The sequence below is a fragment of the Streptomyces liliifuscus genome, from assembly GCF_016598615.1.
Classification (GTDB): Bacteria; Actinomycetota; Actinomycetes; order Streptomycetales; family Streptomycetaceae; genus Streptomyces; species Streptomyces liliifuscus.
On the sequence record NZ_CP066831.1, the window covers coordinates 1971532 to 1996266 of the forward strand.

The 24735-nt window shown below is 71.6% G+C and carries 22 protein-coding genes and 1 tRNA gene; 19 read left to right on the forward strand and 4 right to left on the reverse strand.

What is annotated here, in order from left to right; all coding sequences use genetic code 11:
* Positions 1 to 50: 50 nt before the first annotated feature.
* Genes JEQ17_RS08445 through JEQ17_RS08515 form a run of 15 tightly spaced genes read left to right on the forward strand, consistent with a single transcriptional unit; the run spans position 51 to position 18724 of the window.
* The gene (locus JEQ17_RS08445; protein ID WP_200394639.1) at positions 51 to 2252 is read left to right on the forward strand and encodes a bi-domain-containing oxidoreductase; all 2202 of its coding nucleotides are present in this window, start codon (positions 51 to 53) and stop codon (positions 2250 to 2252) included.
* The gene (locus JEQ17_RS08450) at positions 2249 to 4228 is read left to right on the forward strand and encodes a heparinase II/III family protein (protein ID WP_200394640.1); all 1980 of its coding nucleotides are present in this window, start codon (positions 2249 to 2251) and stop codon (positions 4226 to 4228) included. Before JEQ17_RS08445 ends, JEQ17_RS08450 begins: the two co-directional genes overlap by 4 nt.
* The gene (locus JEQ17_RS08455; protein WP_200394641.1) at positions 4225 to 5766 is read left to right on the forward strand and encodes a right-handed parallel beta-helix repeat-containing protein; all 1542 of its coding nucleotides are present in this window, start codon (positions 4225 to 4227) and stop codon (positions 5764 to 5766) included. The genes JEQ17_RS08450 and JEQ17_RS08455 overlap by 4 nt, the downstream gene beginning before the upstream one ends.
* Position 5767: 1 nt before the next feature.
* Positions 5768 to 7096 (forward strand): O-antigen ligase domain-containing protein, encoded by a 1329-nt coding sequence (locus tag JEQ17_RS08460; protein ID WP_200394642.1) that lies wholly within the window; start codon positions 5768 to 5770, stop codon positions 7094 to 7096.
* A gap of 2 nt (positions 7097 to 7098) precedes the next feature.
* The gene (locus JEQ17_RS08465) at positions 7099 to 8343 is read left to right on the forward strand and encodes a glycosyltransferase (protein WP_200394643.1); all 1245 of its coding nucleotides are present in this window, start codon (positions 7099 to 7101) and stop codon (positions 8341 to 8343) included.
* Positions 8340 to 9575 carry a class I SAM-dependent methyltransferase gene (locus JEQ17_RS08470; protein ID WP_200394644.1) on the forward strand — a complete coding sequence of 412 codons (1236 nt, stop codon included), beginning with the start codon at positions 8340 to 8342 and terminating at the stop codon, positions 9573 to 9575. Before JEQ17_RS08465 ends, JEQ17_RS08470 begins: the two co-directional genes overlap by 4 nt.
* A 13-nt stretch (positions 9576 to 9588) precedes the next feature.
* A complete protein-coding gene (locus JEQ17_RS08475; protein WP_200394645.1) occupies positions 9589 to 10398 on the forward strand; it encodes a glycosyltransferase family protein in 810 nt (269 codons plus the stop codon).
* A complete protein-coding gene (locus JEQ17_RS08480) occupies positions 10395 to 11057 on the forward strand; it encodes a PIG-L deacetylase family protein (RefSeq protein WP_200394646.1) in 663 nt (220 codons plus the stop codon). Before JEQ17_RS08475 ends, JEQ17_RS08480 begins: the two co-directional genes overlap by 4 nt.
* Before the next feature lie 3 nt (positions 11058 to 11060).
* Positions 11061 to 12086, forward strand: a complete 1026-nt coding sequence (locus tag JEQ17_RS08485) for an NAD-dependent epimerase/dehydratase family protein (protein WP_200394647.1) — start codon at positions 11061 to 11063, stop codon at positions 12084 to 12086.
* Positions 12083 to 13381, forward strand: coding sequence for a DUF4910 domain-containing protein (locus tag JEQ17_RS08490; RefSeq protein WP_200394648.1), 1299 nt, complete (start codon positions 12083 to 12085; stop codon positions 13379 to 13381). The genes JEQ17_RS08485 and JEQ17_RS08490 overlap by 4 nt, the downstream gene beginning before the upstream one ends.
* 5 nt (positions 13382 to 13386) lie before the next feature.
* Positions 13387 to 14661 (forward strand): MATE family efflux transporter, encoded by a 1275-nt coding sequence (locus tag JEQ17_RS08495; protein WP_200394649.1) that lies wholly within the window; start codon positions 13387 to 13389, stop codon positions 14659 to 14661.
* Positions 14658 to 15605, forward strand: a complete 948-nt coding sequence (locus tag JEQ17_RS08500; protein WP_200394650.1) for a glycosyltransferase family 2 protein — start codon at positions 14658 to 14660, stop codon at positions 15603 to 15605. The genes JEQ17_RS08495 and JEQ17_RS08500 overlap by 4 nt, the downstream gene beginning before the upstream one ends.
* Positions 15602 to 16843, forward strand: a complete 1242-nt coding sequence (locus tag JEQ17_RS08505) for a polysaccharide pyruvyl transferase family protein (RefSeq protein ID WP_200394651.1) — start codon at positions 15602 to 15604, stop codon at positions 16841 to 16843. The genes JEQ17_RS08500 and JEQ17_RS08505 overlap by 4 nt, the downstream gene beginning before the upstream one ends.
* Positions 16840 to 17391, forward strand: coding sequence for a dTDP-4-dehydrorhamnose 3,5-epimerase (gene rfbC / locus JEQ17_RS08510; RefSeq protein ID WP_200394652.1), 552 nt, complete (start codon positions 16840 to 16842; stop codon positions 17389 to 17391). The genes JEQ17_RS08505 and rfbC overlap by 4 nt, the downstream gene beginning before the upstream one ends.
* Positions 17392 to 17398: 7 nt before the next feature.
* A complete protein-coding gene (locus JEQ17_RS08515) occupies positions 17399 to 18724 on the forward strand; it encodes a glutamate-1-semialdehyde 2,1-aminomutase (protein WP_200394653.1) in 1326 nt (441 codons plus the stop codon).
* 7 nt (positions 18725 to 18731) lie between these two features.
* Here JEQ17_RS08515 and JEQ17_RS08520 read toward each other — a convergent pair whose 3' ends face one another.
* Complete coding sequence (locus tag JEQ17_RS08520) at positions 18732 to 19418, reverse strand: phosphatase PAP2 family protein (protein WP_200394654.1); 687 nt, start codon at positions 19416 to 19418, stop codon at positions 18732 to 18734.
* A 167-nt stretch (positions 19419 to 19585) separates the two neighbouring features.
* On the opposite strand from JEQ17_RS08520, the gene JEQ17_RS08525 reads away from it, so the two are divergent.
* Together JEQ17_RS08525 and JEQ17_RS08530 are read left to right on the forward strand one after the other, a co-directional pair.
* Positions 19586 to 19765, forward strand: coding sequence for a hypothetical protein (locus JEQ17_RS08525; RefSeq protein ID WP_200394655.1), 180 nt, complete (start codon positions 19586 to 19588; stop codon positions 19763 to 19765).
* A 233-nt stretch (positions 19766 to 19998) separates the two neighbouring features.
* Positions 19999 to 20715 (forward strand): methyltransferase domain-containing protein, encoded by a 717-nt coding sequence (locus tag JEQ17_RS08530; protein ID WP_234048120.1) that lies wholly within the window; start codon positions 19999 to 20001, stop codon positions 20713 to 20715.
* Between the two features lie 76 nt (positions 20716 to 20791).
* Here JEQ17_RS08530 and JEQ17_RS08535 read toward each other — a convergent pair.
* Positions 20792 to 20865, reverse strand: a tRNA-Pro gene (locus JEQ17_RS08535).
* A 140-nt stretch (positions 20866 to 21005) separates the two neighbouring features.
* Here JEQ17_RS08535 and JEQ17_RS08540 point away from each other — a divergent pair.
* Complete coding sequence (locus tag JEQ17_RS08540) at positions 21006 to 21710, forward strand: thiamine pyrophosphate-dependent enzyme (protein WP_200394656.1); 705 nt, start codon at positions 21006 to 21008, stop codon at positions 21708 to 21710.
* A gap of 58 nt (positions 21711 to 21768) precedes the next feature.
* Entirely contained in the window at positions 21769 to 22683 is a 915-nt protein-coding gene (locus JEQ17_RS08545; protein ID WP_200394657.1) for a transketolase family protein, read from the forward strand.
* A gap of 21 nt (positions 22684 to 22704) precedes the next feature.
* Here JEQ17_RS08545 and JEQ17_RS08550 read toward each other — a convergent pair whose 3' ends face one another.
* Complete coding sequence (locus JEQ17_RS08550) at positions 22705 to 24063, reverse strand: MFS transporter (RefSeq protein WP_200394658.1); 1359 nt, start codon at positions 24061 to 24063, stop codon at positions 22705 to 22707.
* Positions 24064 to 24364: 301 nt separating this feature from the next.
* Positions 24365 to 24724, reverse strand: coding sequence for an MmcQ/YjbR family DNA-binding protein (locus JEQ17_RS08555; RefSeq protein ID WP_200394659.1), 360 nt, complete (start codon positions 24722 to 24724; stop codon positions 24365 to 24367).
* Positions 24725 to 24735 lie beyond the last annotated feature (11 nt).

Here is a 24735-nt window from a genome sequence, read left to right on the forward strand (position 1 = left end):
ACGAAGACGACGAAGACAGCGAAGACGGCTGAGAAACAAGGGGACTTCGGGTGAAGCAGGTTGTTCAGAACTACAAGAGCGGCGAGCTGGCGGTGCTCGACGTTCCGGTGCCGGGGTGCAAGCCGGGCGGTGTCCTTGTCCGCACGGCCTACTCGCTCATATCCACCGGGACCGAGCTGATGAAGGTCTCCGAGGCCGGTATGTCGATGCTGGGCAAGGCCCGCTCCCGGCCGGACCAGGTGGCCAAGGTCATGCAGAGCGTCGCCACCAACGGGGTGCCCGCCACCTACCGCAAGGTGATGGGCAAGCTGGACTCCTACACGCCGCTGGGCTACTCGCTGTGCGGGGTGGTCGAGCAGGTCGGCGCCGGGATCGACGACGTGAAGGCCGGCGACCTCGTGGCCTGCGCCGGCAACGAGCACGCCCTGCACGCCGAGTTGAACTGGGTGCCGAAGAACCTCTACACCCCGGTGCCGGACGGCCTCGCGCCGCGGCACGCGGCCTTCGGCACCGTCGGGTCGATCGCGATGCAGGGCGTCCGCCAGGGCGAGCCGCAGCTCGGCGAGGTGGCGCTGGTCATCGGCCTCGGTCTTGTCGGGCAGCTGGTGGTGCAGCTCCTCGCCGCCTCGGGGGTCCGCGTCGTCGGCGTCGACCCCGACCCGGTGCGCTGCGAGCTCGCCGAGCGCCTGGGCGCCGCGGCCTGCGGCGATCCCGCGTCCACGGCCGTCGAGGCCGCCGTCGCCGAACTCACCGGCGGTCACGGCGTCGACCAGGTGTACCTGGCGGCCGGCGGCGGCAGCAATCAGCCCGTCGAGCTGGCCGCCCGGCTCTGCCGGGACCGCGGCCGGGTCGTCGACATCGGCAAGTGCCGCCTGGACCTGCCGTGGAACGCGTACTACGAGAAGGAGCTCGACGTCCGGTTCTCCCGCAGTTACGGCCCCGGGCGCTACGACCCGGAGTACGAGCTCGAGGGGCGGGACTACCCGATCGGCTATGTGCGCTGGACCGAGCGCCGCAACCTGGCGTGCTTCCTCGATCTCCTCGCCCGCGGCCGCGTCGACGTGGAGCCCCTGGTCTCCCATGTCGCCGACTTCGACGACGCCGTCGAGACGTACCAGCGCCTGAAGGACGGCGAGTTGAAGGCCGTGGCGGTGCTGTTCCGGTACCCCGAACAGAAGGAAGAGACGGCGGCGGAGGCCCCGGCGGTGGCCGTGCCCGCGGTACGGCGCGGCGACAAGGCGTCCGCCCCGGCCCGGGCCGCCACCTCGCCGGTGCGCCTCGCGTTCGTCGGCGCGGGAAACTACGCGACGTCGATGCTGCTGCCGCACCTGGCCCGGCGCGACGGCGTCGAGTTGTCGGCCGTCGTCACCACCACGGCGCTGTCCGCGGCCAACGCGCAGCGGAAGTTCGGCTTCGCCGACGCGACCACCGATCTCGACGCCGTGCTCGGCGACAAGTCCATCGACGCGGTGTTCGTGGTCACCCGGCACAGCTCGCACGCCGAACTGACCCGCAGAGCGCTCCTGGCCGGCAAGACGGTGTTCGTCGAGAAGCCCCTGGCCCTCACCGAGGACGAGCTGGCCGGGGTGCTCGCGGCGGTGGAGGAGTCCGGCAACGACCGGCTGCAGGTGGGCTTCAACCGCCGGTTCGCGCCGCTGCTGCAGGAGGCCAGGAAGCGGTTCGGCGCCCGGACCGGTCCGGCGAGCCTCCGCTACCTGGTCAACGCGGGCCGGCTGCAGCACGGCAGCTGGTACCTCCGACAGGGCACCGAGGGCTCACGGTTCGCCGGCGAGGGCGGACACTTCATCGACACGGCGAGCTGGCTGCTCGATGCCGACCCGGTATCGGTGTACGCGATCTCCCCGGCCGGCAACGAGGACCTGCAGGTCGTCCTTGGTTACCCGGACGGATCCACCGCCACCATCAGCTACGTCACCACGGGCGCGGCCGGCTTCCCCAAGGAGACGCTGGACCTCATCGCGGACGGCAAGGTGCTGAGGCTCGACGACTTCGTCCGTGCCTCGGTGTATTCGGACGGCACGGTCGGCCGCAAGCAGTGGGTCAGCTCGCGGCTGCCCAAGGCCCGGGACAAGGGCCAGAACGCCGAGCTGGCCGCGTTCATCAGGGCCGTGCGGACCGGCGGGCCGATGCCGGTGCCGCTGGAGTCGCTGGTCGCCACCACGTCGGCCACCCTCGCCGTGCAGGCCGGCCTGGCCGGCGGCGCGCCGGTGACGTTGGCGAGGGCGCGATGACCATGAGCGCGGCCTGGTACCTGCGGCGGTTGTCCCGGATGGGACCGCGGGAGGTCGGCGGCCGGGTGGGCGACGCGGTGCGCAGGCGACGGTGGCGGTCGGAGCCGCCGGACTGCCCGAGCGTGACCGGCGCCCGGTTCACCGCGGTACTGCCCGCCGGGACGTTCGACGCAGTACCCCCGGACGCCGCGAAACGTCTGGTCGCCGAGGCGGACCGGCTGATGTACGGGCACGCCGAGTACTTCGGGGTGGTCCGCGACGACCTGACCGACCCGGACTGGTGGTGCGACCCGAAGACCGGGCGCCGGGCGCCGGGGGGCTACGCCTTCGACGTGCCGTACCGGAACGAGGACGCGGTCGGGGACATCAAGCAGATCTGGGAGCCGTCCCGGCATCAGTACCTCACTCAGCTGGCCGCCGCCTACGCGATCACCGGGAACGAGCGGTACGCCGAGCGCGTGGCCGAGCATCTGCGGTCGTGGTGGACGGCCAACCCGCCGCTGCGCGGGGTGCACTGGATCAGCGGCATCGAGCTGGGCATCCGGCTGCTGTCCTGGGTGTGGATCCGCCGGCTGCTCGACGGCTGGCCGGGCGCGGCCGGTCTTTTCGAGGGCAACCCGGTGGCGCTGAACCAGATCTGGCACCACCAGCGCTGGCTGGCCGCCTTCCCCAGCCGGGGGTCCTCGGCGAACAACCACGTCATCGCCGAGGCCGCCGGACAGTTCGCGGCGGCCTGCGCGTTCGGGTGGTTCCCCTCCTCGGCGCACTGGCGGGCCGGCGCGCTGCGGTCGCTTGAGCGGCACCTGCGGAGCAACACCTTCCCCTCCGGCCTCAACCGCGAGCTGGCCACCGAGTATCACGGACTCGTGCTGGAACTCGGTCTGGCCGCGGTGGCCGAGGCGGACGCCGCCGACGTGCCGGTCCCGGCAACGATCCGGCTGGTCCTGCTGCGGATGACCGACGCGCTCGCGGCCGTCGTGGACAACCGGCTACGGCCCCCACGTCAGGGGGACGCGGACGACGGGCACGGTCTGATCGTGGACGGCGCGGGCACCGACCGCTGGGCCTCACTGCTGGCCACCGGGGACGCCGTGTTCGGCCGGCTCGGCTGGTGGCCGGAGGTGACCGGCACTGATGTGCGCACCCCGCTGCTGGCCGCGCTCATCCGCCCGTATCCGAAAAACGGAACCGCACCGGCCGTGACCCGCCCGGCAGGCCGACCAGGCCACTTCGCGGACGCGGGCATGACCATCCTGCGCGGTCCGGGAGAGATCTGGTGCCGCTGCGACGGTGGTCCGCACGGCTTCCTGTCCATCGCCGCGCATGCCCACGCGGACGCGCTGTCCGTGGAGGTCCGGCACGACGGGGTCGACGTGCTCGCCGACCCGGGGACGTTCTGCTATCACGGGCAGCCCGAGTGGCGGCAGTACTTCCGCTCGACCCTCGGCCACAACACCCTGCAGCTGGACGGCACTGACCAGTCCGTCTCCGGCGGCCCGTTCCTGTGGACCCGGCAGGCCCGCAGCCGCGTCCTGGTCGCGGACACGTCCGACGCCTCCGACGGGGGAACGGCCCACTGGAGTGGCGAGCACGACGGTTACCAGCCCTGCGTGCACCGCCGCCGGGTGGAACTGACGGCCACGAGCCGGGAGTTGAGGATCGTCGACGAGGTGCGCGGCCCGCGCCGGGCCGTGCGGCTGGCGTTCCACCTCGGCCCCGCGATCGCCGCGGACCTGGCGGACAACCGGGCGGTGCTCACCTGGAGCCTGGACGGCGAGGAGCGCTCCGCGGTGCTCGACCTGCCCGGGCAGCTGAGCTGGCGGTCGCATCGCGGCGAGACCGACCCGCCGCTGGGCTGGTACTCCCCCGGCTTCGGGCGAAAGGAACCCGCCACGACGCTGGTCGGCACCGGCTTCACCGACGGCGCGGAGGGGTTCACCACCGTGCTCGGTTTCCGCGGCCGGGGGGACGAGTGAGCGTCAGGAGGCGGCATTGGGCACTGGCGGCGGCCCCGCTGGCACTGGCCCTGCTGACGGTGACCGGCTGCGACGGTTCGCAGGGCGCCAAGGCGGAGCCGAAGGCCCCGGGATCCGCATCCGCCCCGTCCGCGGCCCGATCGGTGGCCCGGGTGTGCGCCAAGCCCGCGGCCGGGCCGACGAAGGCGCCGGCCGGCGCGGTGACCGTGGACCCCGCGGTGGTCGGTGACCTGGCCGCGAAGACCAAGAGCAACCCTCCGAAGACCACGTTCTGGCTTCGGCCGGGCAAGCACAGGCTCGATCCCGACCGCTACGCCCAGGTCATCCCCAAGGAGGGGAACCGCTACCTCGGCGCGCCGGGCGCGGTGCTCGACGGCCGGAAGAAGAACCAGTACGCGTTCGGCGGCAGTGCCGACAACGTCACCATCCGCTACCTGACCGTGCAGCGTTTCGTCGCGCCGCACGACGAGGGCGTGGTCAACCACGACTCGGCCGACGGGTGGGTGATCGAGCACGCGACGATCCAGTACAACTCCGCCGCCGGACTGATGGCCGGCGCCCGCCAGCAGGTCCGCGCCAGCTGCCTGCGCGACAACGGTCAGTACGGCATGAACGCGTACAAGGCCGGCGACTCCATCCGCGGCCTGGTGGTCGAGGGCAACGAGATCGTGGGCAACAACACCGGCGACTGGGAGCGGCGGCGGGAGGGCTGCGGCTGCACCGGAGGCATCAAGTTCTGGGCCGTCGACGGCGCCGACGTACGCGGCAACTGGGTGCACGACAACCGCGGAACAGGGTTGTGGGCGGACACGAACAACAACGACTTCCGCATCGAGAACAATGTGATCGAGGCCAACGACGGTGCCGCGCTGATCTACGAGACCAGCTACAACGCGGTGATCCGGAACAACACGATCCTGCGGAACAACTGGGTCGAGGGGCGCAAGGGGGCAGACGGCGGAGACGACTTCCCGTACGCGACCGTCTACCTGTCCGAGTCCGGCGGCGAACCACGGATCCGAGCACGTACCGACAAGATCGAGGTCCTCGGGAACCTGCTGGAGAACAACTGGTCCGGAATCACCCTGTGGGAGAACGCCGACCGGTTCTGCAACAGCCCGGCCAACACCTCGTCCGGTGACTGCACGTTGCTGGTGCGGAACGCCGAGCGCTGCGCGCAGCCGGCGATCGCCGAGCCACCGCTCTACAGCGACTGCCGGTGGAAGACCCAGCGGGTGGACATCCACGACAACCGCTTCGTGCTGGACAAGTCCGTCGTCGAGTGCACGGCGATGTGCGACCGGATGGCGGTGCTGTCCAACTACGGCACCTATCCGGACTGGTCGCCTTACAAGGGCGAGCGGGTGGCCGACGCGATCACCCGCAAACAGCACAACCGCTGGCACGACAACGTCTACGTCGGATCATGGAAGTTCGTCGCCCACGACCCGGGCCGGGTGCTCGGCTTCAAGGAGTGGCAGGGCAACGCCTACCAGCAGGACACGGGCAGCACCCTCGGTCCACGGGCCGGTGGTTGAGATGAGTGGCGACCTGCGGCACGGCGGACTGCCGGGCGGAACCGACACGGCGGGCACGCTGCCCGGCCCCGAACCGCGCCCCGGCGGCACACCGAGGATCGTCGGAGTCGTCTGGGGGCTGCTGATCCTCAACACGCTCGGCTCCACCGGGGCGAAGACCATCGTCCCGCTGCCCCGCTCCCTCATCCAGATGGTCACCATGGGTGCTCTGGTCGCCGCGTTCGCGCTGGCGCTCGCGGTCAATCTCCGGCTGCGCCTGCGAGCGAGCGCCTTCGTGTTCCTGCTCACCCTGCTGCTGGTGCTGAGCGTGATCTCCAGCGCGAACCTGGAGTCCGGGTTCGGCGCGCTGTTCCGCTGCGCCCGGCTGGCTCTCTTCGTCGGCACGCTGTGGCTGCTTAGCCGCTGGTGGGACGGCGGCCAGACGTTCGTCCGACACCACATCCGGATGTACTTCGCGGTACTCGGGTCGGTGGCCGCCGGCCTGGTCGTGTCACCGGGCGCGGCCATGCCCGAGCTCTACGGCGGACGCCTCGTCGGCGCGTTGTGGCCGCTCACCCCACCGCAGATCGGACAGTACGCGGCGGTCATCATCGGGCTCACCGTGCTGCTCGTACTGGGCCGCAGGACCGACAGGGCGAGCGCGGCGGTGGTCATCGTGCCGTCACTCGTCCTGCTCGTGCTGACCCATACCCGGACGGCCACCCTCGGGCTGCTCATCGGGTTGGCGCTGGCGATCGGCTCGCTCGTCCTGACCAGTGCCGCCGCCCGCCGGTTCTTCGTCTGGGCGGTGCTGTGCGCCACGGTGGCCGCGGTGGCGTTGAACTCCGCGCTGCAGGCGTGGTTCCTGCGCGGGCAGAGCCAGGAGAACTTCTCCAATCTCACCGGTCGGGCCAAGGTCTGGGACGCCCTGCTGGCAGCGCCCCGGACGACCTCGGAGCAGTTGTTCGGCATGGGCCTGGGCGACAAGTCGTTCGGCGGGCTGCCGATCGACAACAGCTGGCTGGCCGTCTACCAGGAGCAGGGTCTGATCGGCGTCGCCCTGGTGGCGGCGATCGTCGTCGTCCTGGCGGGCGTCGCGTTGCTGCGGCCACCATCGCTGTCGAGGGCCTGCGCGATCTTCCTGATCAGCTACTGCGGGATCGCGTCGTACACCGAGGCCGGTCTTGGCGACGCCTCGCCGTATCTGCTGCATCTGGCCGTGGCCGCCTCACTGCTGGCGACACCTGCCGCGGCGACTCGCCTCCCGACGCCCGAAGTCCCTCGACTCCCCACGCCCGAAGCCCCGCGACGACACATCCCGCGATGGGCCCGAAGATCGGAGGTGACCTGAGCATGCACGTCCTCGTGGTGCACAACCGCTACGCCTCGGCACAGCCGAGTGGGGAGAACAAGGTGGTCGACCAGGAGGTCGCGCTGCTGCGCGAGGCCGGCCACCGGGTCGAGGTCTTCGAGCGGCGCAGCGACGACATCGCCGCCCGGTCCCTCCTTTCCAAGGCCGCGCTGCCGCTCCTGGTGCCGTGGAACCCGGCGGTCCGCACGGAGCTCGCCGCCCGGCTGCGCACCGAACGGCCGGACGTGGTGCACGTGCACAACGTCTTCCCGCTGCTGTCGCCCGCGGTCCTTGCCGCCTGCGCCGACGCCGACGTGCCCGCCGTCGCCACGCTGCACAACTACACCCAGGTCTGCCCGCCCGGCACGCTGCAACGCGGCGGCAAGCCGTGCACCGAGTGCGTCGGCTCCGCACCACTGCCCGCCGTCCGGCACGGCTGCTACCGGAACTCCCGGCTGGCGACGGTGCCGCTCGCGGTCAGCCTGTCGGTCAACCGGCGGCGGTGGTGGTGGTCCGGTGTGGAGCGGTTCTTCTGCCTCTCCGCGGCGCAGCGCGACGTCCTGGTGCGGGCCGGCATGCCGGCCGAGCGGCTGGCGGTGAAGCACAACTTCGTGCCGGAGCCGGGCGCCTTCCGAACGGGCGACGGCGAGCATCTGCTCTATCTCGGCCGGCTCGCGGAGGCCAAGGGCGTGCGGCTGCTCATGGCCGCGTGGGACGAGATCGCGGCGAGCGGCGGTGTGGGCGTGCCGCTCGTGATCGCCGGCGCGGGGCCGCTGGAGCAGGAGGTGACCGCCTGGGCGGCGGGCCGGGACGACGTGCGCTGCGTCGGCCTGTACGACACGGCGGAGAGCCGCAAGGCCATCGCGAGGTCGGTCGCCGTGGTGGCTCCCTCGACGTGGCTGGAGGCGTTCGGCCTGGTGGTCGTGGAGGCGATGGCCGCCGGGGTCCCGACCGTCGCCGCTGGTCACGGTGCCTTCGTCGAACTCGTCGAGGACGGGGTGACCGGGCTGCTGCACCGGCCGGGCGATCCGGCCTCGCTCGCGTCCTGCATACGCCGGATCGCGGCCGGGCCGGCCCTGGGCCGGGAGATGGGCCAGGCGGCCCGGCGCCGTTACGAGCGGGACTTCAGCCCGGCCGTCGGCCTTGAGCGCCTGGTGGAGGAGTACCGCACCGCGATCGCGGGTCGGTCAGCACTGGCTCGCGGCGGGGACACCCGCGCGGGCAGGGGGGATGGGGACAGCAGATGACACGATGCCGACTCTGCGGCTCGGAAGCGATGGCGAGCGTCGTCGACCTTGGGGCGACGCCACCATGTGAGAGCTTTCTCGCCGCGGACCAACTGGACAGGGCGGAGCCGACGTACCCGCTGCACCTGCGGGTCTGCACCGACTGCTGGCTGGCGCAGATCCCTCCGCTGATCACGCCGGAGGAGACGTTCAGCGAGTACGCGTACTTCTCCTCCTTCTCGACCTCCTGGGTGGAGCACGCGCGCACGTTCGTCGCCGACACCGCAGCGCGCCTTGCTCTCGGCCCCGACGCCTTCGTGGTCGAGGTCGCGAGCAACGACGGATACCTGCTGAGACATGTGGTGGACCGCGGGATCCGCTGCCTCGGCATCGAGCCGTCGGTGAACGTGGGCGCCGCGGCGCGGGACGCGGGTGTGCCCACAGTCACGGAGTTCCTGTCCCCGGACACCGGCTCGGCCGTCCGCGCCGAGCACGGCCCGGCGGACCTGGTCGTGGCCAACAACGTGTACGCGCACATCCCCGACGTGGTCGGCTTCACCCAGGGGCTGCGTGCCCTGGTCGCCGACGACGGCTGGGTCTCCATCGAGGTGCAGCACCTGTTGACCCTGATCGAGGAGAACCAGTACGACACGATCTACCACGAGCACTTCCAGTACTACACGGTCGCGTCCGCGATCCGAGCTCTTGCGAGCGGCGGACTCACGCTCGTGGACGTCGAGTTGCTGCCCACGCACGGCGGCTCGATCCGGCTGTGGGCCCGGCCGGCCGAGGCGGCCGGCGAGCCGACGCAGCGGGTGGCCGAGGTGCTGGACCGGGAGAAGGCCGCCGGGCTGCAGGAGTTGTCGGGTTACACCGAGTTCTCCGCCCGGGTGGCCAAGGTGCGCCGGGACCTCCTGAAGTTCCTGATCGAGGCGGCCGAGCGCGGCGAGACGGTCGTCGGCTACGGCGCCCCGGGCAAGGGCAACACCCTGCTCAACCACTGCGGCATCCGGCCCGACCTGCTCCCGTACACGGTCGACCGCAACCCCTACAAGCACGGCAGGTTCACTCCGGGCACCCGCATCCCGATCCTGTCACCCGAGCAGATAGCCACCGACCGACCGGACTACGTCCTCGTCCTCCCGTGGAACCTGCGGGCCGAGCTGGTCGAGCAGCTGTCCTTCGTGCACGACTGGGGCGGCCGGCTCGTCTTTCCCATCCCGGAACTGAGCATTGTCGAGGTCACGTCGTGAAGGAGATCGCAGCATGAAGGTCGTTCTGTTCTGCGGCGGTTACGGGATGCGGATGCGCAACGGAACGTCCGACGACGTGCCCAAGCCGATGGCGATGGTCGGCCCGCGACCGCTGATCTGGCACGTCATGCGCTACTACGCGCACTACGGGCACACGGAGTTCATCCTGTGCCTCGGATACGGGGCCCACCACATCAAGGACTTCTTCCTCAACTACGAGGAGACGACGTCCAACGACTTCGTGCTGCGGGGCGGACGGACCGAGCTCCTTTCCACCGATATCTCGGACTGGACCATCACGTTCGCGCAGACCGGCATCGAGTCGCCGATCGGGGAGCGGCTGCGCCGGGTGCGGCACCACCTGGACGGCGACGAGATGTTCCTCGCCAACTACGCCGACGTGCTCACCGACGCTCCGCTGCCGGAGATGATCGACCGGTTCGCCCGGCGCGACGCCGGTGCGTCGATGATGGTGGTGCCGCCGCAGTCCTCCTTCCACTGCGTGGAGCTGGGCGAGGACGGCCTGGTGGGGGGCATCACCGCGGTGAGCGACATGCCGCTGTGGGAGAACGGCGGCTACTTCGTGCTCCGCCAGGAGATCTTCGACCACATACCGGAGAACGGTGACCTGGTCGCCGACGGATGCGCCCAACTCGCCAAGCACGGCCGGTTGGTGGCGCACCGGCACTACGGCTTCTGGAAGCCGACCGACACCGTGAAGGAGCGGGCCGCGCTCGACGACGCCTACGCCCGGGGCGACCGCCCTTGGGCCGTGTGGGAACGGGCCGGCGCGGGAGCGAACGCCGGGGTGAGCACCGCGTGATCCGGCTCGGTACCGGGCCCGTGGACCGGATCGTCGCGGTGGGCGCGCACTGCGACGACATCGCCATCGGCGCCGGCGGCACGCTGCTGACCCTGTGCCTCGCGCAGCCGGGTGTACGTGTCGACGCCCTGGTGCTCTCCGGCGGCGGCAGCGAGCGCGAGCAGGAGGAGGAGGCCGCGCTCGCCGCCTTCTGCCCGGGCGCCGACCTGCGGCTGACCGTGCTCAAGCTGGCGGACGGCCGGCTGCCGGCGCAGTGGGAGGAGGCCAAGGCCGCCGTCGAGGAGCTGCGCGCGCGGACCGAGCCGGATCTCGTGCTCGCCCCGCGTACCGAGGACGCGCACCAGGATCACCGCGGCCTGGCGCGACTGATACCCACCGCGTTCCGCGACCACCTGGTCCTCGGCTACGAGATCGTCAAGTGGGACGGCGATCTCGGCCGTCCGGCGGCCTACCAGCCGCTGTCGCCGGAGATCGCCGAACAGAAGGTGCGGCTGCTGCAGGAGCACTACCCCTCGCAGCGGCACCGGCCCTGGTACGACCGGGAGGCCTTCCTCGGCCTCGCACGGATCCGCGGCATCGAATGCCACGCGCGCTACGCCGAGGCGTTCGCCGTCACCAAACTCACTCTCGATCTGGGCACTTTCAATGTGGGGGAATGAACCTTGCGCGTACTGCTGACGGGACACCAGGGCTACCTGGGCACCGTGATGGCCCCGGTCCTCGCGGCCGCCGGGCACGAGGTCGTCGGTCTCGACGCCGGCCTGTTCGCCGACTGCGTCCTCGGCCCGCCGCCCGCGGACCCGCCGGGGACCCGGGTGGACCTGCGGGACGTGACGGCCGAACACGTGGCCGGGGTGGACGCCGTGATCCACCTGGCCGCGCTCTCCAACGACCCGCTGGGATCGCTGGCGCCGGAGCTCACCTACGACATCAACCACCACGCCTCCGTACGGCTGGCCCGGCTGGCCCGCGACGCCGGAGTGCGGCGTTTCCTGTACGCGTCGACGTGCTCGGTCTACGGAGCCTCCGGCGGCGACGGCCTGGTGGACGAGGATGCCCCGCTGCGGCCGGTGACGCCGTACGCGGAGTCCAAGGTGCGGGTCGAGGACGACCTGCACGCGCTCGCGGACGGCGACTTCAGCCCGGTGTTCATGCGCAACGCCACCGCGTTCGGCTACTCGCCCCGGCTGCGCGCCGACATCGTGCTGAACAACCTGGTGGGGCACGCGCTGCTGTCCGGAGAGGTGCTCGTGCTCTCCGACGGCACCCCCTGGCGCCCGCTGGTGCACGCAGCCGACATCGCACGGGCCTTCGCGGCCGCGCTGACCGCGCCCCGGGAAGCGGTGCACGACCGGGCGTTCAACATCGGCAGCGAGACCAACAACGTCACGGTCGCCGAGATCGCCGAGCAGGTCGCCGAGGCGGTGTCCGGCGCGAAGGTGAGGATCACCGGGGAGAACGGCGCCGATCCGCGGTCGTACCGGGTGGACTTCTCCCGGTTCCGCGCCGCGATACCGGGCTTCGACTGCGAGTGGACGGTGAAGCGGGGGGCGCTCGAACTCGCCGACGCCTACCGGAAGTTCGGGCTGACCCGGGAGGACTTCGAGCAACGGTTCACCCGGCTGGCCGTGCTGCGCGCGGCCTCCGACGCCGGCGCCGTCGACGACACCCTGCGGTGGCGCCGATGACCGCGGCCGGCGAGGGGACGACGACCGGGGCCGGCGAACAGATGCACGCGCTGGTGGAGCGGCTGTACCCACTGTGCCGGAGCATCACGGGCGACGGGGTGCGCGCCACCCTGGACATCGTCGGCGAGTACCTCCCGCTGCGGGTGCACGAGGTCCCGACCGGGACGCAGGTGCTCGACTGGACGGTGCCACAGGAGTGGAACATCCGGGACGCGTACGTCGCCGACGCCTCGGGCCACCGGGTCGTCGACTTCGCCGCGTCCAGCCTGCACGTGCTCGGCTACAGCGTGCCGGTGTCGGCGACCATGCCGCTGACCGAGCTCCGCGCGCACCTGCACACCCTGCCGGACCACCCGAGTTGGGTGCCGTACCGCACCAGCTACTACAAGCCGGAATGGGGGTTCTGCCTGGCACAGGAGATCCTGGACGCGCTGCCGGACGGCGAGTACGAGGTGCGCGTCGACTCCACACTCGCCGACGGCCACCTCACCTACGCCGAGCACGTGGTACCCGGGCAGGTCCAGGACGAGGTGATCGTCTCCTGCCACGTCTGCCACCCCTCGCTGGCCAACGACAACCTGGCCGGCATCGCGGTGGCGACGTTCCTGGCCCGGGCGCTGGCGGAGACGACTCCGTACTACACCTACCGGTTCATCTTCGCGCCGGGCACCATCGGGGCGATCACCTGGCTGGCCCGCAACGCGGAGCGGGTGGAACGGGTCAGGCACGGACTCGTGCTGGCCTGCGCGGGCGACTCGGGCCAACTGACGTACAAGCGGAGCAGGCGCGGCGACGCGGAGATCGACCGGGTGATGCGGCACGTGCTGACCGCCTCCGAACGCCCGCACCACATCACCGAGTTCACTCCGTACGGCTATGACGAGCGGCAGTACTGCTCGCCCGGGTTCGATCTGGGCGTGGGCTCGCTCAGCCGGACCCCGTACGCCGGCTACCCCGAGTACCACACCTCGGCGGACAACCCGGACTTCGTCTCCCCGGAGGCGATGGCGGACACGCTCGCCGTCTGCCGCGAGGCGTTCGCCGTCCTCGACCGCAACCGGCGGTACGTCAACCTCAGCCCCTACGGCGAGCCGCAGTTGGGCCGGCGCGGGCTGTACGACTCGCTCGGCGGCCGCAGCGACGCGAAGCAGGCCCAGCTGGCCATGCTCTGGGTGCTCAGCCTCTCCGAGGGCGAGCACAGTCTGCTGGACGTCGCCGAGCGGTCCGGGCTGCCGTTCGGCGCCGTCGCCGCCGCGGCCGACGCCCTGCACGACGCCGGGCTGATCAAGGCGTGACGCCGATGACCACCGACGGGGAGAAGCGGACCGCCAAGCGGGCCATGGTCGGCCGGCTGTCCTGGGGGCTGGCCGACCAGGCGGCCTCCAGCATGACCAACTTCGCGGTCGGCATCTATGTGGCACGCTCGCTGGGGCTGACCGCGTTCGGCGTGTTCAGCCTGGCCTGGCTGACCTACGGCGTGGTGCTCAACGTCTCCCGCGGGCTGGCCACCGACCCGCTCGTGGTGCGCTTCAGCGGTGTGCCGGCCGCGTCGTGGCGCACGGCGGCGGCCCGGTCGTCGGGTGCCGCGCTCGGCATCGGGGCCGCTCTCGGCGTGGTGTGTCTGCTGGTCGGTCTCGGCCTCGGCGGCCGCGTGGGGCCCGCGTTCGTCTGCCTCGGGGTCGCACTGCCGGCGCTGTTGCTGCAGGACGCCTGGCGGTTCGCGTTCTTCGCCGCCGGCAGCGGGCGGAAGGCGTTCGCCAACGACGTCGTGTGGGGTGTCGCGCTCGTCCCGGCCATGGTGGTGGCCGCCCACGTGGGCACCGTGGCCGCCTTTCTGCTCGCCTGGGGCGCGTCCGCCGCGGTGGCCGCGGTGTACGGCTGCCTCCAGTCCGGCATCCGGCCCCGGCCGACCCGGGCGCGCGGGTGGCTTCGCGAGCAGCGCGACCTCGGCTACCGGTACCTGGTCGAGAACGTCAGCCTCAGCGGCGCGAGCCAACTGCGGGCGTACGGGCTCGGCGTGATCGTCGGCGTCGGCGCGGTGGGCGCGGTCCGGGGCGCGGAACTCCTCCTCGGCCCGTTCCTCGCCCTGCTGATGGGGCTTTCGCTGGTCACCGTCGCGGAGGCGGCACGCGTGCTGCGGCAGGCTCCGCACCGACTGAGCAAATTCTGCCTCTTCCTGGGCGGCGGACAGGCCGCCGCAGCGCTGCTCTGGGGCGCGGCACTGCTGCTGATGCCGGACCGGGCGGGCGAGTTCGTGCTCGGCGACGTCTGGAACTCCGCCTCGGAGCTCATCGTGCCGGCCACGCTCGGTGTCGCGGGCGCCGGACTCGGCAGCGGCGCGGCGGCCGGGCTGCGCGCTCTCGCCGCGGCGAGGCGCAGCCTGCGCTGCCAGCTGTTCGCCTCCGCCTGCTACGTCGGCGGCGGGCTCGGCGGTGCCGCCGTGGCCGGCACGGTCGGCTCGGCCTGGGGTGTAGCCGCCGCGACCGTCTGCGCCTCGGCCGTGTGGTGGCTGCAACTGCGGTCCGCCCTGCACGAGAGCCACCACCACTCCATTCCCGAAGTGAGGACTTCATGACCGCCCAACCCAGGCTGAGCATCGGCCTGCCCGTCTACAACGGCGAGGAGTACCTCGCCGAGTCGCTCGACGCCCTGCTCGGCCAGACGTACGAGGACTTCGAGCTGGTCATCTCCGACAACGCCTCGGCCGACGGGACCCAGGACATCTGCCGCCGGTACGCCGCGCGGGACTCGCGCATCCGGTACATCCGACTGACCCGGAACATCGGCGCCGCACCGAACCACAACCACGTGTTCACCGAGTGCCGCGGCGAACTGTTCAAGTGGGCCTCGCACGACGACCTGTACGCCCGCGACCTGCTGCGGGCCTGTGTGGAGGCGCTGGACGAACGGCCCGACGTGGTCCTCGCGCACTCCGGCCAGGCGGTCATCGACGGCGAGGGCCGGGTGAAGGTCCCGTACGACTACGGGCTGGCCACCGACTCACCGCACGCGCCGGAGCGCTTCCGCAGCCTGCTCTTCGAGCCCGGCGGAGACGACTTCTACGGGGTGATGCGCGCCGACATGCTGCGCCGGGTGAAGCCGCACGACAGCTACCACCACGCGGACCGCACGTTCGTCGCCGAGATCACCCTGCACGGGCCGTTCCACCAGGTGCCGGAGCTGCTGTACTTCCGCCGCGACCACCCCACCCGGGCCGAGCGGGCGAACCCCTCCAAGCGCTCCCGGTGCGTCAACCTGGACCCGCGCCGGGCGGGCCCGCTGCACCCGACGCCCCGGCTGCTCGCCGAGTACGTCTGGGGTTTCGTCTCGGCGATCAGGCGGGCCCCGTTGTCCCCGGCCGACCGGCGCGCCTGCTACCGCCACCTGGCCTCGTGGATGACCAGCCGGGTCCGGCCGGGCGCCGGCGAGCGGGTCGAGGACCGCGCCCCGGTCGACCCGGGCCGGCTCACCGTCTCCGTCGACGCCCTCGTCGCCGGACGTGAGGGGCGGCAGGCATGACACCGGCGAACCGAACCCCGGTGCGCGTCGGGGTGTTCGGCCTGCTCGGCTCCGGCAACCTCGGCAACGACGGGTCACTGGAGGCCGTGCTCGGCTACCTCCGCGCCGAGCACCCGGAGGCGGACGTGGACGCGCTGTGCGGCGGACCCGAGGTCGTCACGGCCCGGTACGGCATCCCCGCGACGCGGCTGCACTGGTACCAAGGGGAGTACCGGACCGCGTCGCGGGCGGGCGCGATCGTGGGCAAGGGCCTGGGCAAACTCGTCGACCCCGTCCGTACCGCTGCCTGGGTGCGTCGGCACGACGTGGTGATCGTGCCGGGCATGGGCGTCCTGGAGGCCACGCTGCCGCTGCGGCCGTGGGCCTTCCCGTACTCGTTGTTCCTGCTCTGCGCGAGCGGTCGGCTGTTCGGCACCCGCGTCGCGCTGGTCGGCGTCGGGGCCGCCGCGATCGGCAACCGGGCGACCCGCGCGCTGGTGCGCTGGTCGGCGCGGCTGGCCGGCTACCGGTCGTACCGGGACTCCCTGTCCCGCGACGCGATGCGGGCGATGGGCGTGGACACCGCGCGCGACGAGGTCTACCCGGACCTCGCCTTCGCCCTGCCGACGCCGCCGGCGAGCGGACCCGACAAGCTCTCAGTTCCGCCGGGCCCGGTCTGCGTCGGTGTCATGGACTTCCACGGCGGCGACGACGACCGCGCACGGGCCGAGGAGATCCACCGGCGCTACCTCGACGGGACAACCCGCTTCGTCCGGGCGCTGGTCGAGGACGGCAGGCCGGTCCGGCTGCTCACCGGCGACGAGTGCGACCGTCCGGTGGTCGCGGCGATCCTCGACGCGGTGGACTCGCCGCTGGTATCCGCCGCCGAGGCGGCCTCGCTCGCCGACCTGATGAAGGAGACGGCGGCCGCCGACGCCGTGGTGGCGACGCGGTACCACAACCTGGTCTGCGCGCTGAAGGTCGGCACGCCGACGCTCGCACTCAGCTATGCGGCGAAGAGCGACGCCCTCATGGACCGGATGGGCCTTGCCGCGTACTGCCACCCGGCTCGCGAGGTCGACGCCGACCGGCTGCTCGAACAGTTCCGGGCGCTGGAGGAGCGATCGGCGGAGCTGCGACGGACCCTGGCCGAGCGGAACCTGGCCGCCGCCCGGCAACTCGAGTACCAGTTCACCGCCTTGACCGCCGCCCTGTTCCCGGCGGCCGACCACGCCCACGCCTTGAGGGAGGCCGAATGAAGGCGACCGCAGTCCCGGCGATCGACGGCGCGTACCTGTTCGAGCCCACGCCGTACTCCGACGAGCGCGGCTTCTTCTGCCGCACCTTCGACGCCGACGTGGTCCGCTCGGTGGGCCTCGACCCGGACGCCTTCGTCCAGGACAGCCTGTCCCGCTCGGTCCGGGGCGTGCTGCGCGGCCTGCACCTGCGCTCCGGCGCGGGCGAGGCCAAGCTGGTGCGCTGCTCGTACGGACGGATCTTCGACGTCGTCGTGGACCTGCGGGCGGACTCACCGACGTACCGCAACGTGGCGACCTTCGAGCTGTCCGGCGAGACGCAGACGACTCTCTACATCCCGTCGGGATGCGCCCACGGATTCCAGGCCCTGACCGACACCGCCGACACCTCGTACCGGATCGACCGCCCGCACGATCCGGCCGAGGACGTGACGATCGCCTTCGACGACCCGGAGCTCGCCGTCCCCTGGCCGCTCCCGCCCGCCTCGATGTCGCAGCGGGACCGGGAGGCGCCGAGCCTCGCCGAGGTCCTGAAGCAGAAGGAGAGCTGAAGTCACCGTGGACACCGAAGAGTTCGGCCTTCCCCGGTCGCGGGCGGCGAACGAGCGGCTGCACGCCCTGATCCCCGGCGGTGCGCACACCTACGCTAAGGGCGACGACCAGTACCCCGAGGACCTGGCCCCGGTCATCAGCCACGGCCGCGGTGCCCACGTGTGGGACGTCGACGGCAACCGCTACATCGAGTACGGCTCCGGCCTGCGCTCGGTCAGCCTCGGCCACGCCCACCCACGCGTGATCGAGGCGGTGCGACGGGAACTCGACCGCGGAAGCAACTTCGTCCGGCCGTCCATCGTGGAGGTCGAGGCGGCGGAACGCTTCCTGGCCACCGTGCCGACCGCCGAGATGGTGAAGTTCGCGAAGAACGGCTCCGACGCCACCACCGCCGCGGTGCGCCTCGCCCGCGCCGCCACCGGCCGCCCGCGGGTGGCCCTCTGCGCCGACCATCCGTTCTTCTCCACCGACGACTGGTTCATCGGCACCACACCGATGTCCGCCGGCATCCCGGCGGCGACCAACGAGCTGACCGTGGCATTCCCCTACGGGGACCTGGCCGCCACGGAGGAGCTGCTCACCCGGTACCAGGACGAGGTCGCCTGTCTGATCCTGGAACCCGCCACCCACACCGAGCCGCCGCCCGGGTACCTCACCGGCCTGCGCGAGCTGGCCGACCGGCACGGCTGCGTACTGATCTTCGACGAGATGATCACCGGCCTCCGCTGGTCGGAGGCCGGCGCCCAGGGCCTGTACGGCGTCGTCCCCGACCTCTCCACGTTCGGCAAGGCGCTGGGCAACGGGTTCGCCGTCTCCGCACTGGCCGGGCGCCGCGATCTGATGGAGCTGGGCGGACTGCGCCACTCCGGCGAACGGGTGTTCCTGCTGTCCACCACGCACGGTGCGGAAACGCACTCGCTCGCCGCCGCGATGGCCGTGCAGACCACCTACGTCGAGGAGGGCGTCACCGCGCGGCTTCACACCCTCGGCGAGCGGTTGGCCGCCGGTGTCCGCGGCGCGGCGGAGAGCATGGGCGTCGGCGACCACGTCGTCGTCCGGGGCCGGGCCAGCAACCTGGTCTTCGCCACCCTCGACGAGAACCGGCAGCCGTCGCAGCAGTACCGCACCCTGTTCCTGCGCCGGCTCCTCGCGGGCGGGGTGCTGGCCCCGTCGTTCGTGGTGAGCAGCGCGCTCGACGACGCCGACATCGACCACACCGTCGACGTGGTGGCCCAGGCATGCGCGGTGTACCGGAAGGCGCTGGACGCCGCCGACCCCGCCCCCTGGCTGGGCGGACGTCCGGTGAAGCCCGTATTCCGCCGCTTGGCGTGACGGGACGTCAGCGGCGTTCCCGCCGACCGGTGCCGGCCATCTGGCCTGTCGTCCGGTCGGCCGTCCGGTCGACCAGCCACGCGGTCGCCGGTGTCACTGCCAGCGCGGTGCACCAGCCGCCGAGGACGTCGGTCGGGTAGTGCGCGCCCAGGGCGACCTGCGCCCAGCCCATGGCGGCGCCGGAGACCAGTGCCGCTGCGAGTACGAGTGACATGCCGGCCGTCCTGCCGAGGCCGAGCCGACCGGTCGCGATCAGGGCCACCACGAGGGCGAGCGCGGTGAGGAAGGCGGTGTGCCCGCTCGGGTAGGACAGGTTGTCGTCGCCGTGGATGGTGCGGCCCACCAGGGACTTGAGCAGTGTCGTCGTCGCCACGGTCGTGCCGGCACCGGCAACGACGAGCACCGCCGCGCGAGGGCTCCGCAACAGCAGGCAGCCCGTCACGGCGGCCAGGACGAGCGCCGCCGCTCCGGCGGGCTCCCCCAGGAAGTCGGTGGCCAGAGCGACGTTCCGCCACGGCGGCCGCACGCTGTCCGCCGTCGGCTGGATCACCCATCTGTCCACTGTGCCGGGTTCGCTGTGGCCGGCGTACAGGACCCCGAGCACGACGACCACCAGCGCGGAGAGGACAGCAGTCAGCCCGAGCCACACGCGCAGCGACGGGGGCAGCACCGCGGGCGCCGACCGCCCGGTCACACGCCCACCGCGTCCGGTCGGCCCTGGGTGCTCTGCCGTGCCCGGCGGATTCGGCAGCCGGTGTCCCGGATCCTGACCTCTTGGGGCAGGGCGAGCACGCGGCCCGTCATCCCTCCCATAGCCGACCATGCATCAGCGGCTTCCTGTTTCCCCTGCTCCAGGTCCTCGTGAAGACTGCCGGGCCCGCTTCCGGCGACTTGTCTCCGAACGACTCCGGTGACCGCAAGGAGGACCAACCAACCGCCCACCTGGTGATCCGGGCCCTCGCCGCGTGCGAGCACGTCATGCGCGAACCGGGCCGGGCCGACTTCCGGGCCCGCTCCGACCGAGCGATCCAACACAACTGACGCCGTTCGACGTGGTCTTCGGCTTCCGCCGACGCCAACTCCCCACCCACAGCCCCCCATTGCGTCCGACCTGGCCTGCGCGGGAGCCGGCAGTCTAGCCAAGTTCGCCGTCCCACTGCGCGCCCGCGTCCGAGATCCTATGCTTTGGGCACCTAAGGCGGAAAGAGGGGGGATGCCTGGTGAGCCCAGCAGTGCGGGGAACGTCAGCATTGAAGTCGGGGGTCAAACGGCTCTTGGGACGTGCGGGATTCGACATCGTGCGCACCAACAACAACCGGGGTGGAGTGGACGACTTCATCCCCTTCGAGGCAACGATGCGGGCCGCACGGGCGGCCGGCCTTTCGGTGGGTGACTACATCGACGAGGTCATGAACGGGACGCCTGGTGCCACCCGGTTCACCATCGATGAGCTGCGCACTCTCGGCGTCTTCAGCGCCGACCCGGACACGGTGCTGGAGATCGGCCCCGGGTCCGGACGGTACCTGGAGAAGACACTGAAGGAGTGCTCACCAGGCCGCTACGAGATCTACGAGACGGCAGCGCCCTGGTCCGACTACCTGGTGGACACGTTCGGCGTGGTCGCCCAGCCGACCGCAGGATGCAGTCTCGCCTCGACACCCGACGGCAGCGTCGATCTCGTTCAGGCCCACAAGGTCTTCAACACGGTGACCTTCCTCTGTGCCTCCCGCTACTTCTTCGAGATGGCACGGGTCACGCGACCCGGTGGCCGGATCGTCTTCGACGTGATGACGGAGACCTGCCTGGACCCGGCCACGGTGCGTGCCTGGGCGACGAAGGGCGGCGCCGGGCACGGCTCCTACCCGGCCGCCATGCCTCGCCAGACATGCGTGGACCTCTTCGCGACCCTCGGCTGCAACCTGGAGGCCGGCTTCCTGGCCCCCATGGGCGTCGCCTCCACCGAGGTACTCGTCTTCGGAAAGGAGGCCTGACCGGCGACAGCCCGGTGGGTCTCGCCATACGAAAAGGGTCTTCACAGGCTCTCGCCTGTGAAGACCCTTCGTTCTGTCGGGACGACAGGATTTGAACCTGCGACCCCTTGACCCCCAGTCAAGTGCGCTACCAAGCTGCGCCACGTCCCGTTGCCCGTTGTGACCTGGGGTTTCCCCTGGCTGAACGCGCACGGAAACAATACCGCACTCGGGTCGGTGGTCGCGCACTCCTTTTGTCCCGGCGATCTCCACTTGACCTCAACTTTGGTTGAGGTCGCACGATCGTCCGTATGACGACGACAACAGTGAAAAGCGGCTACGGGTACGCGGACCTGCCCGGCCTGATGGGGCTGATGAGCGGGGACGAGAAGCACGGACCGGCGGCGACGTCCACACTCGACGCGCTCTGGGTGCTCTACGACCGGGTCCTGCGGGTGACGCCGGAGCGGGCCGACGATCCGGAACGGGACCGGTTCCTGCTGTCCAAGGGGCACGGGCCGATGGCCTACTACGCGGTACTCGCCGCGAAGGGCTTCGTGCCGGTCGACTGGCTGCCGGGTTTCGGCTCGTACGAGTCGCCGCTCGGTCACCATCCGGACCGCGTGCTCGTACCGGGTGCCGAGATCGGCAGCGGTTCGCTCGGGCACGGGCTGCCGATCGCGGTCGGTACGGCGCTGGGTCTGCGCGCCCAGGGGCTGAACGACCCTCGCGTGTGGGTGCTCGTCGGGGACGCCGAACTGGACGAGGGCAGCAACCACGAGGCCATCGCGTACGCCGGTCCGGCCGGGCTCGACCAGCTGCACACCGTCGTGATCGACAACTCCTCCGCCAGTTACGCGCTCCCCGGCGGGATCGCAGCGCGCTTCGAGGCCGCGGGCTGGTCCGCCGAGACCGTCGACGGACGGGACCACGACGCCCTGTACGCCGCCTTCACCGCTCCTCACCCGGGACGGCCGCGCGTGGTCGTCGCCCGGGTGGAGCCGAAGACCGCCTGAGCCGGTCACCACTGCCCCCACGCACTCCCACGCACTCCCACAACGGAGGACTTTCCCCATGGACACCATGCGTGACCGCTTCGCCCCCGTCGTCTCACGGCTGCTCGACGAGGATCCGCGCGTCGCGGTCGTCCTCGCCGAGATCGGTCTGGCCGGGTTCGAGGAGGCACGGCACCGGCATCCGGACCGTGTGATCAACGTCGGCATCCGGGAGCAGCTGCTGGTCGGAGCGGGCGCGGGCCTCGCCCTGACCGGGCTGCGGCCCGTGGTGCACACCTTCGCCAGCTTCCTCGTCGAGCGGCCCTTCGAGCAGGTCAAACTGGACCTCGGGCACCAGGACGTGGGCGCCGTGCTGGTCAGCGCCTCCGCGTCGTTCGACTGGCCCTCGGGCGGCTACACCCACATGGCACCCGGCGACATCGCCCTACTGGACACGCTCGACGGCTGGACGGTCCATGTCCCGGGCCACCCGGACGAGGCCGAGACACTGCTGCGGCACGCTGTCGCGGCGGGCGACGACAAGGTGTACGTACGGCTGTCCGTGCAGTCGAACGCCGAGGCCCTCGCCGTCGACGGAGCCCGGTTCCACACCGTCCGCGAGGGCCGGGCCGGCGTGGTCGTCGCGGTCGGGCCGATGCTCGACACGGTGCTCGCCGCGACCGAGGGTCTCGACGTCACCGTGCTGTACGGCACGACCGTGCGCCCCTTCGACTCGGCCACGCTGCGCCGGGCCACGGAGGCGGCGGGGACCGATGTCGTCCTCGTGGAGCCGTACCTGGCCGGCACGTCGACCGCAGCCGCCAACGACGCCCTCGCCGACCTGCCGCACCGTGTCCTCGGCCTCGGCGTCGGCCGCCGCGAGCTGCGCCGCTACGGGCAGATCGAGGAACACGTGGCCGCGCACGGGCTGGACGCCGGGTCGTTGCGGGAGCGGATCGGTGGGTTCCTGAGGGCCACGAGGGTCAGCGCATAGGTCTGGCTCCGCAGCCTGGCTTCAGGTCGTGCCGCCTGTGCATGTCTGTCCCTTCCCTTGTCTGTGTTCTTGTCCGGCCCCCTGTCTGTCTCCTCCGCCGGTGCCCGTGGGTCGGGCGGCGACCCCCGCCGACCCGTTCGGCAGCGGCAGCGACCGCGACGTCGGTGCCTCGGCCCGCACCAGGCCTCGTATCGCGGGCACCGAGAGCAGGGCCGTCGCCACGACGAGGGTCATGGCGCCGGCCACGAGGAGGACGTTGTCCGCGCCGAGGGCCGCCGCGGCCGGGCCCGCGAGGGCCTGGCCGACCGGCATCATGGCCAGGGAGCCGGCGATGTCGTAGGCGTGGATGCGGTTGAGGGCATCGGGCGGGACCTGGGTCTGCACGCTGGTCGCCCACATGACGCCCCAGAACGACAGGCCCGCGCCCGCTATCGCCGCACCGGCCGCCATCGCCGCCACTCCGAAGCCCGCTCCGACGGCGGCCGGGAAACAGGCGAAGGAGAAGAGGGCGAGCGAACCCGCGCGAAGCATGTGCCGGGGACGCAGCCGCAGTGCGATCAGGCCGCCTATGACCGTGCCCGCGCCGAGGGCGGAGTTGACCAGGCCGTAGGCGCGCGGCCCGTGCTCCTGGACGACCTCCGTCGCGACGAGCGGGACCGTCGGACCCCAGACGGAGATCATCAGGACGCACCAGATGACGATGACTCCCCAGAGCCACGTCCGTGATCTGAACTCCCGCCAGCCCTGGACGAGATCGGCCCCGAAGCCGTTGGTGCGGGCCCGGTGGTCGGGGTGGGCAGGAGGCAGCCGGAGCAGCAGGAGGCAGAGGGCGCTCAGGGCGTATGTCGTGGCGTGGGCCGCGAAGACTCCGCCGGGTGAGGCGAAGGCGACCAGCAGGCCGGCGAGCGCGGGGCCCGCCAGCTGGGCCGTGGACTCGGCGACGCGTATGGCGCCGTTGGCCGCCTGGACGTCGGTGGCGAGCCGAGGCACCGTGCTGGCGACGCCGGGCTCGAAGATCGCGGCCGCCGCGCCGTTGACCGCGCCGATCACACAGATCTGCCAGAGCACCACGTGGCCGGTGAAGAACAGCGTGGCGGCGACGGACTGGCTGCCCAGCCGCACCACATCGGCGCCGATCATCAGCAGACGGGTGCTGAACCGGTCGGCGAAGACCCCGCCGAAGATCACCAGACCCGCGAAGCAGGCGGCCGACGCGGCCATGGCCAGGCCGACGGCCCCCACCCCGTAGCCGTGCTGCAGCAGTCCCGCCGCCAGCGCCACCGGCAACATCGTGTCGCCGAGCTTGGCGACGGCCCGCGCGGTGAAGAACAGCCCGAAATCCCGCGACCAGACCTTCCGGGACCCGGCCCCGTCACTCACATCCCGACGACCGGTCCCACCACCGCCATCACGACGACCGGCCCCGCCGCCAACATCACGATGACCGGCCCCGCCGCCACGGTGACCCACGCCACCGTGACCGGCGCCCCCGTCCTCCCCCGACGACGGCACCCCGCCCGAGGACACCCCGCCCCCAGCCATCCCCTCACACCCCTCCCCCACCGACCGATCGATCGACCCTCGACGGGACCACCGCGCCCCTCCGCGCCGAGCTCCCCACCCGCCTTCGGATCATGCCACGCGGCACTGACAACGCCCCTCGGTCATCGGCCGTCAGCCGTCACCCATCCGCCGGAAGCCCCAATTCCGGGTAGGACTCCAGCAGTCGGGTCGGAGCCGCCTGCCGCCAGGAGTCCGCGAGGATGTCACGCAACTCGTCCGAGTCCTCAAGGGCCGCGAGCCGCACACGCACCCAGGCGAAGCCCGCCTCGTGGTCGGCGATCCAGAACTTCCCGGGCTCGGCCAGCACCAACTCGTCGCGCTCCTCCTTGGGGCAGCGCACGGCGATGGAGGTCTCCTCCTCGGGCAGCGTGGCGAACATCTTCCCCGCGACCCGGAAGGTGGGCATGCTCCAGGCGATCTTCTCCGTCGTGTCCGGCAGAGAGAGACAGATTCGGCGTACGTCTTCGGCATCCTGCATGGACAGCACCG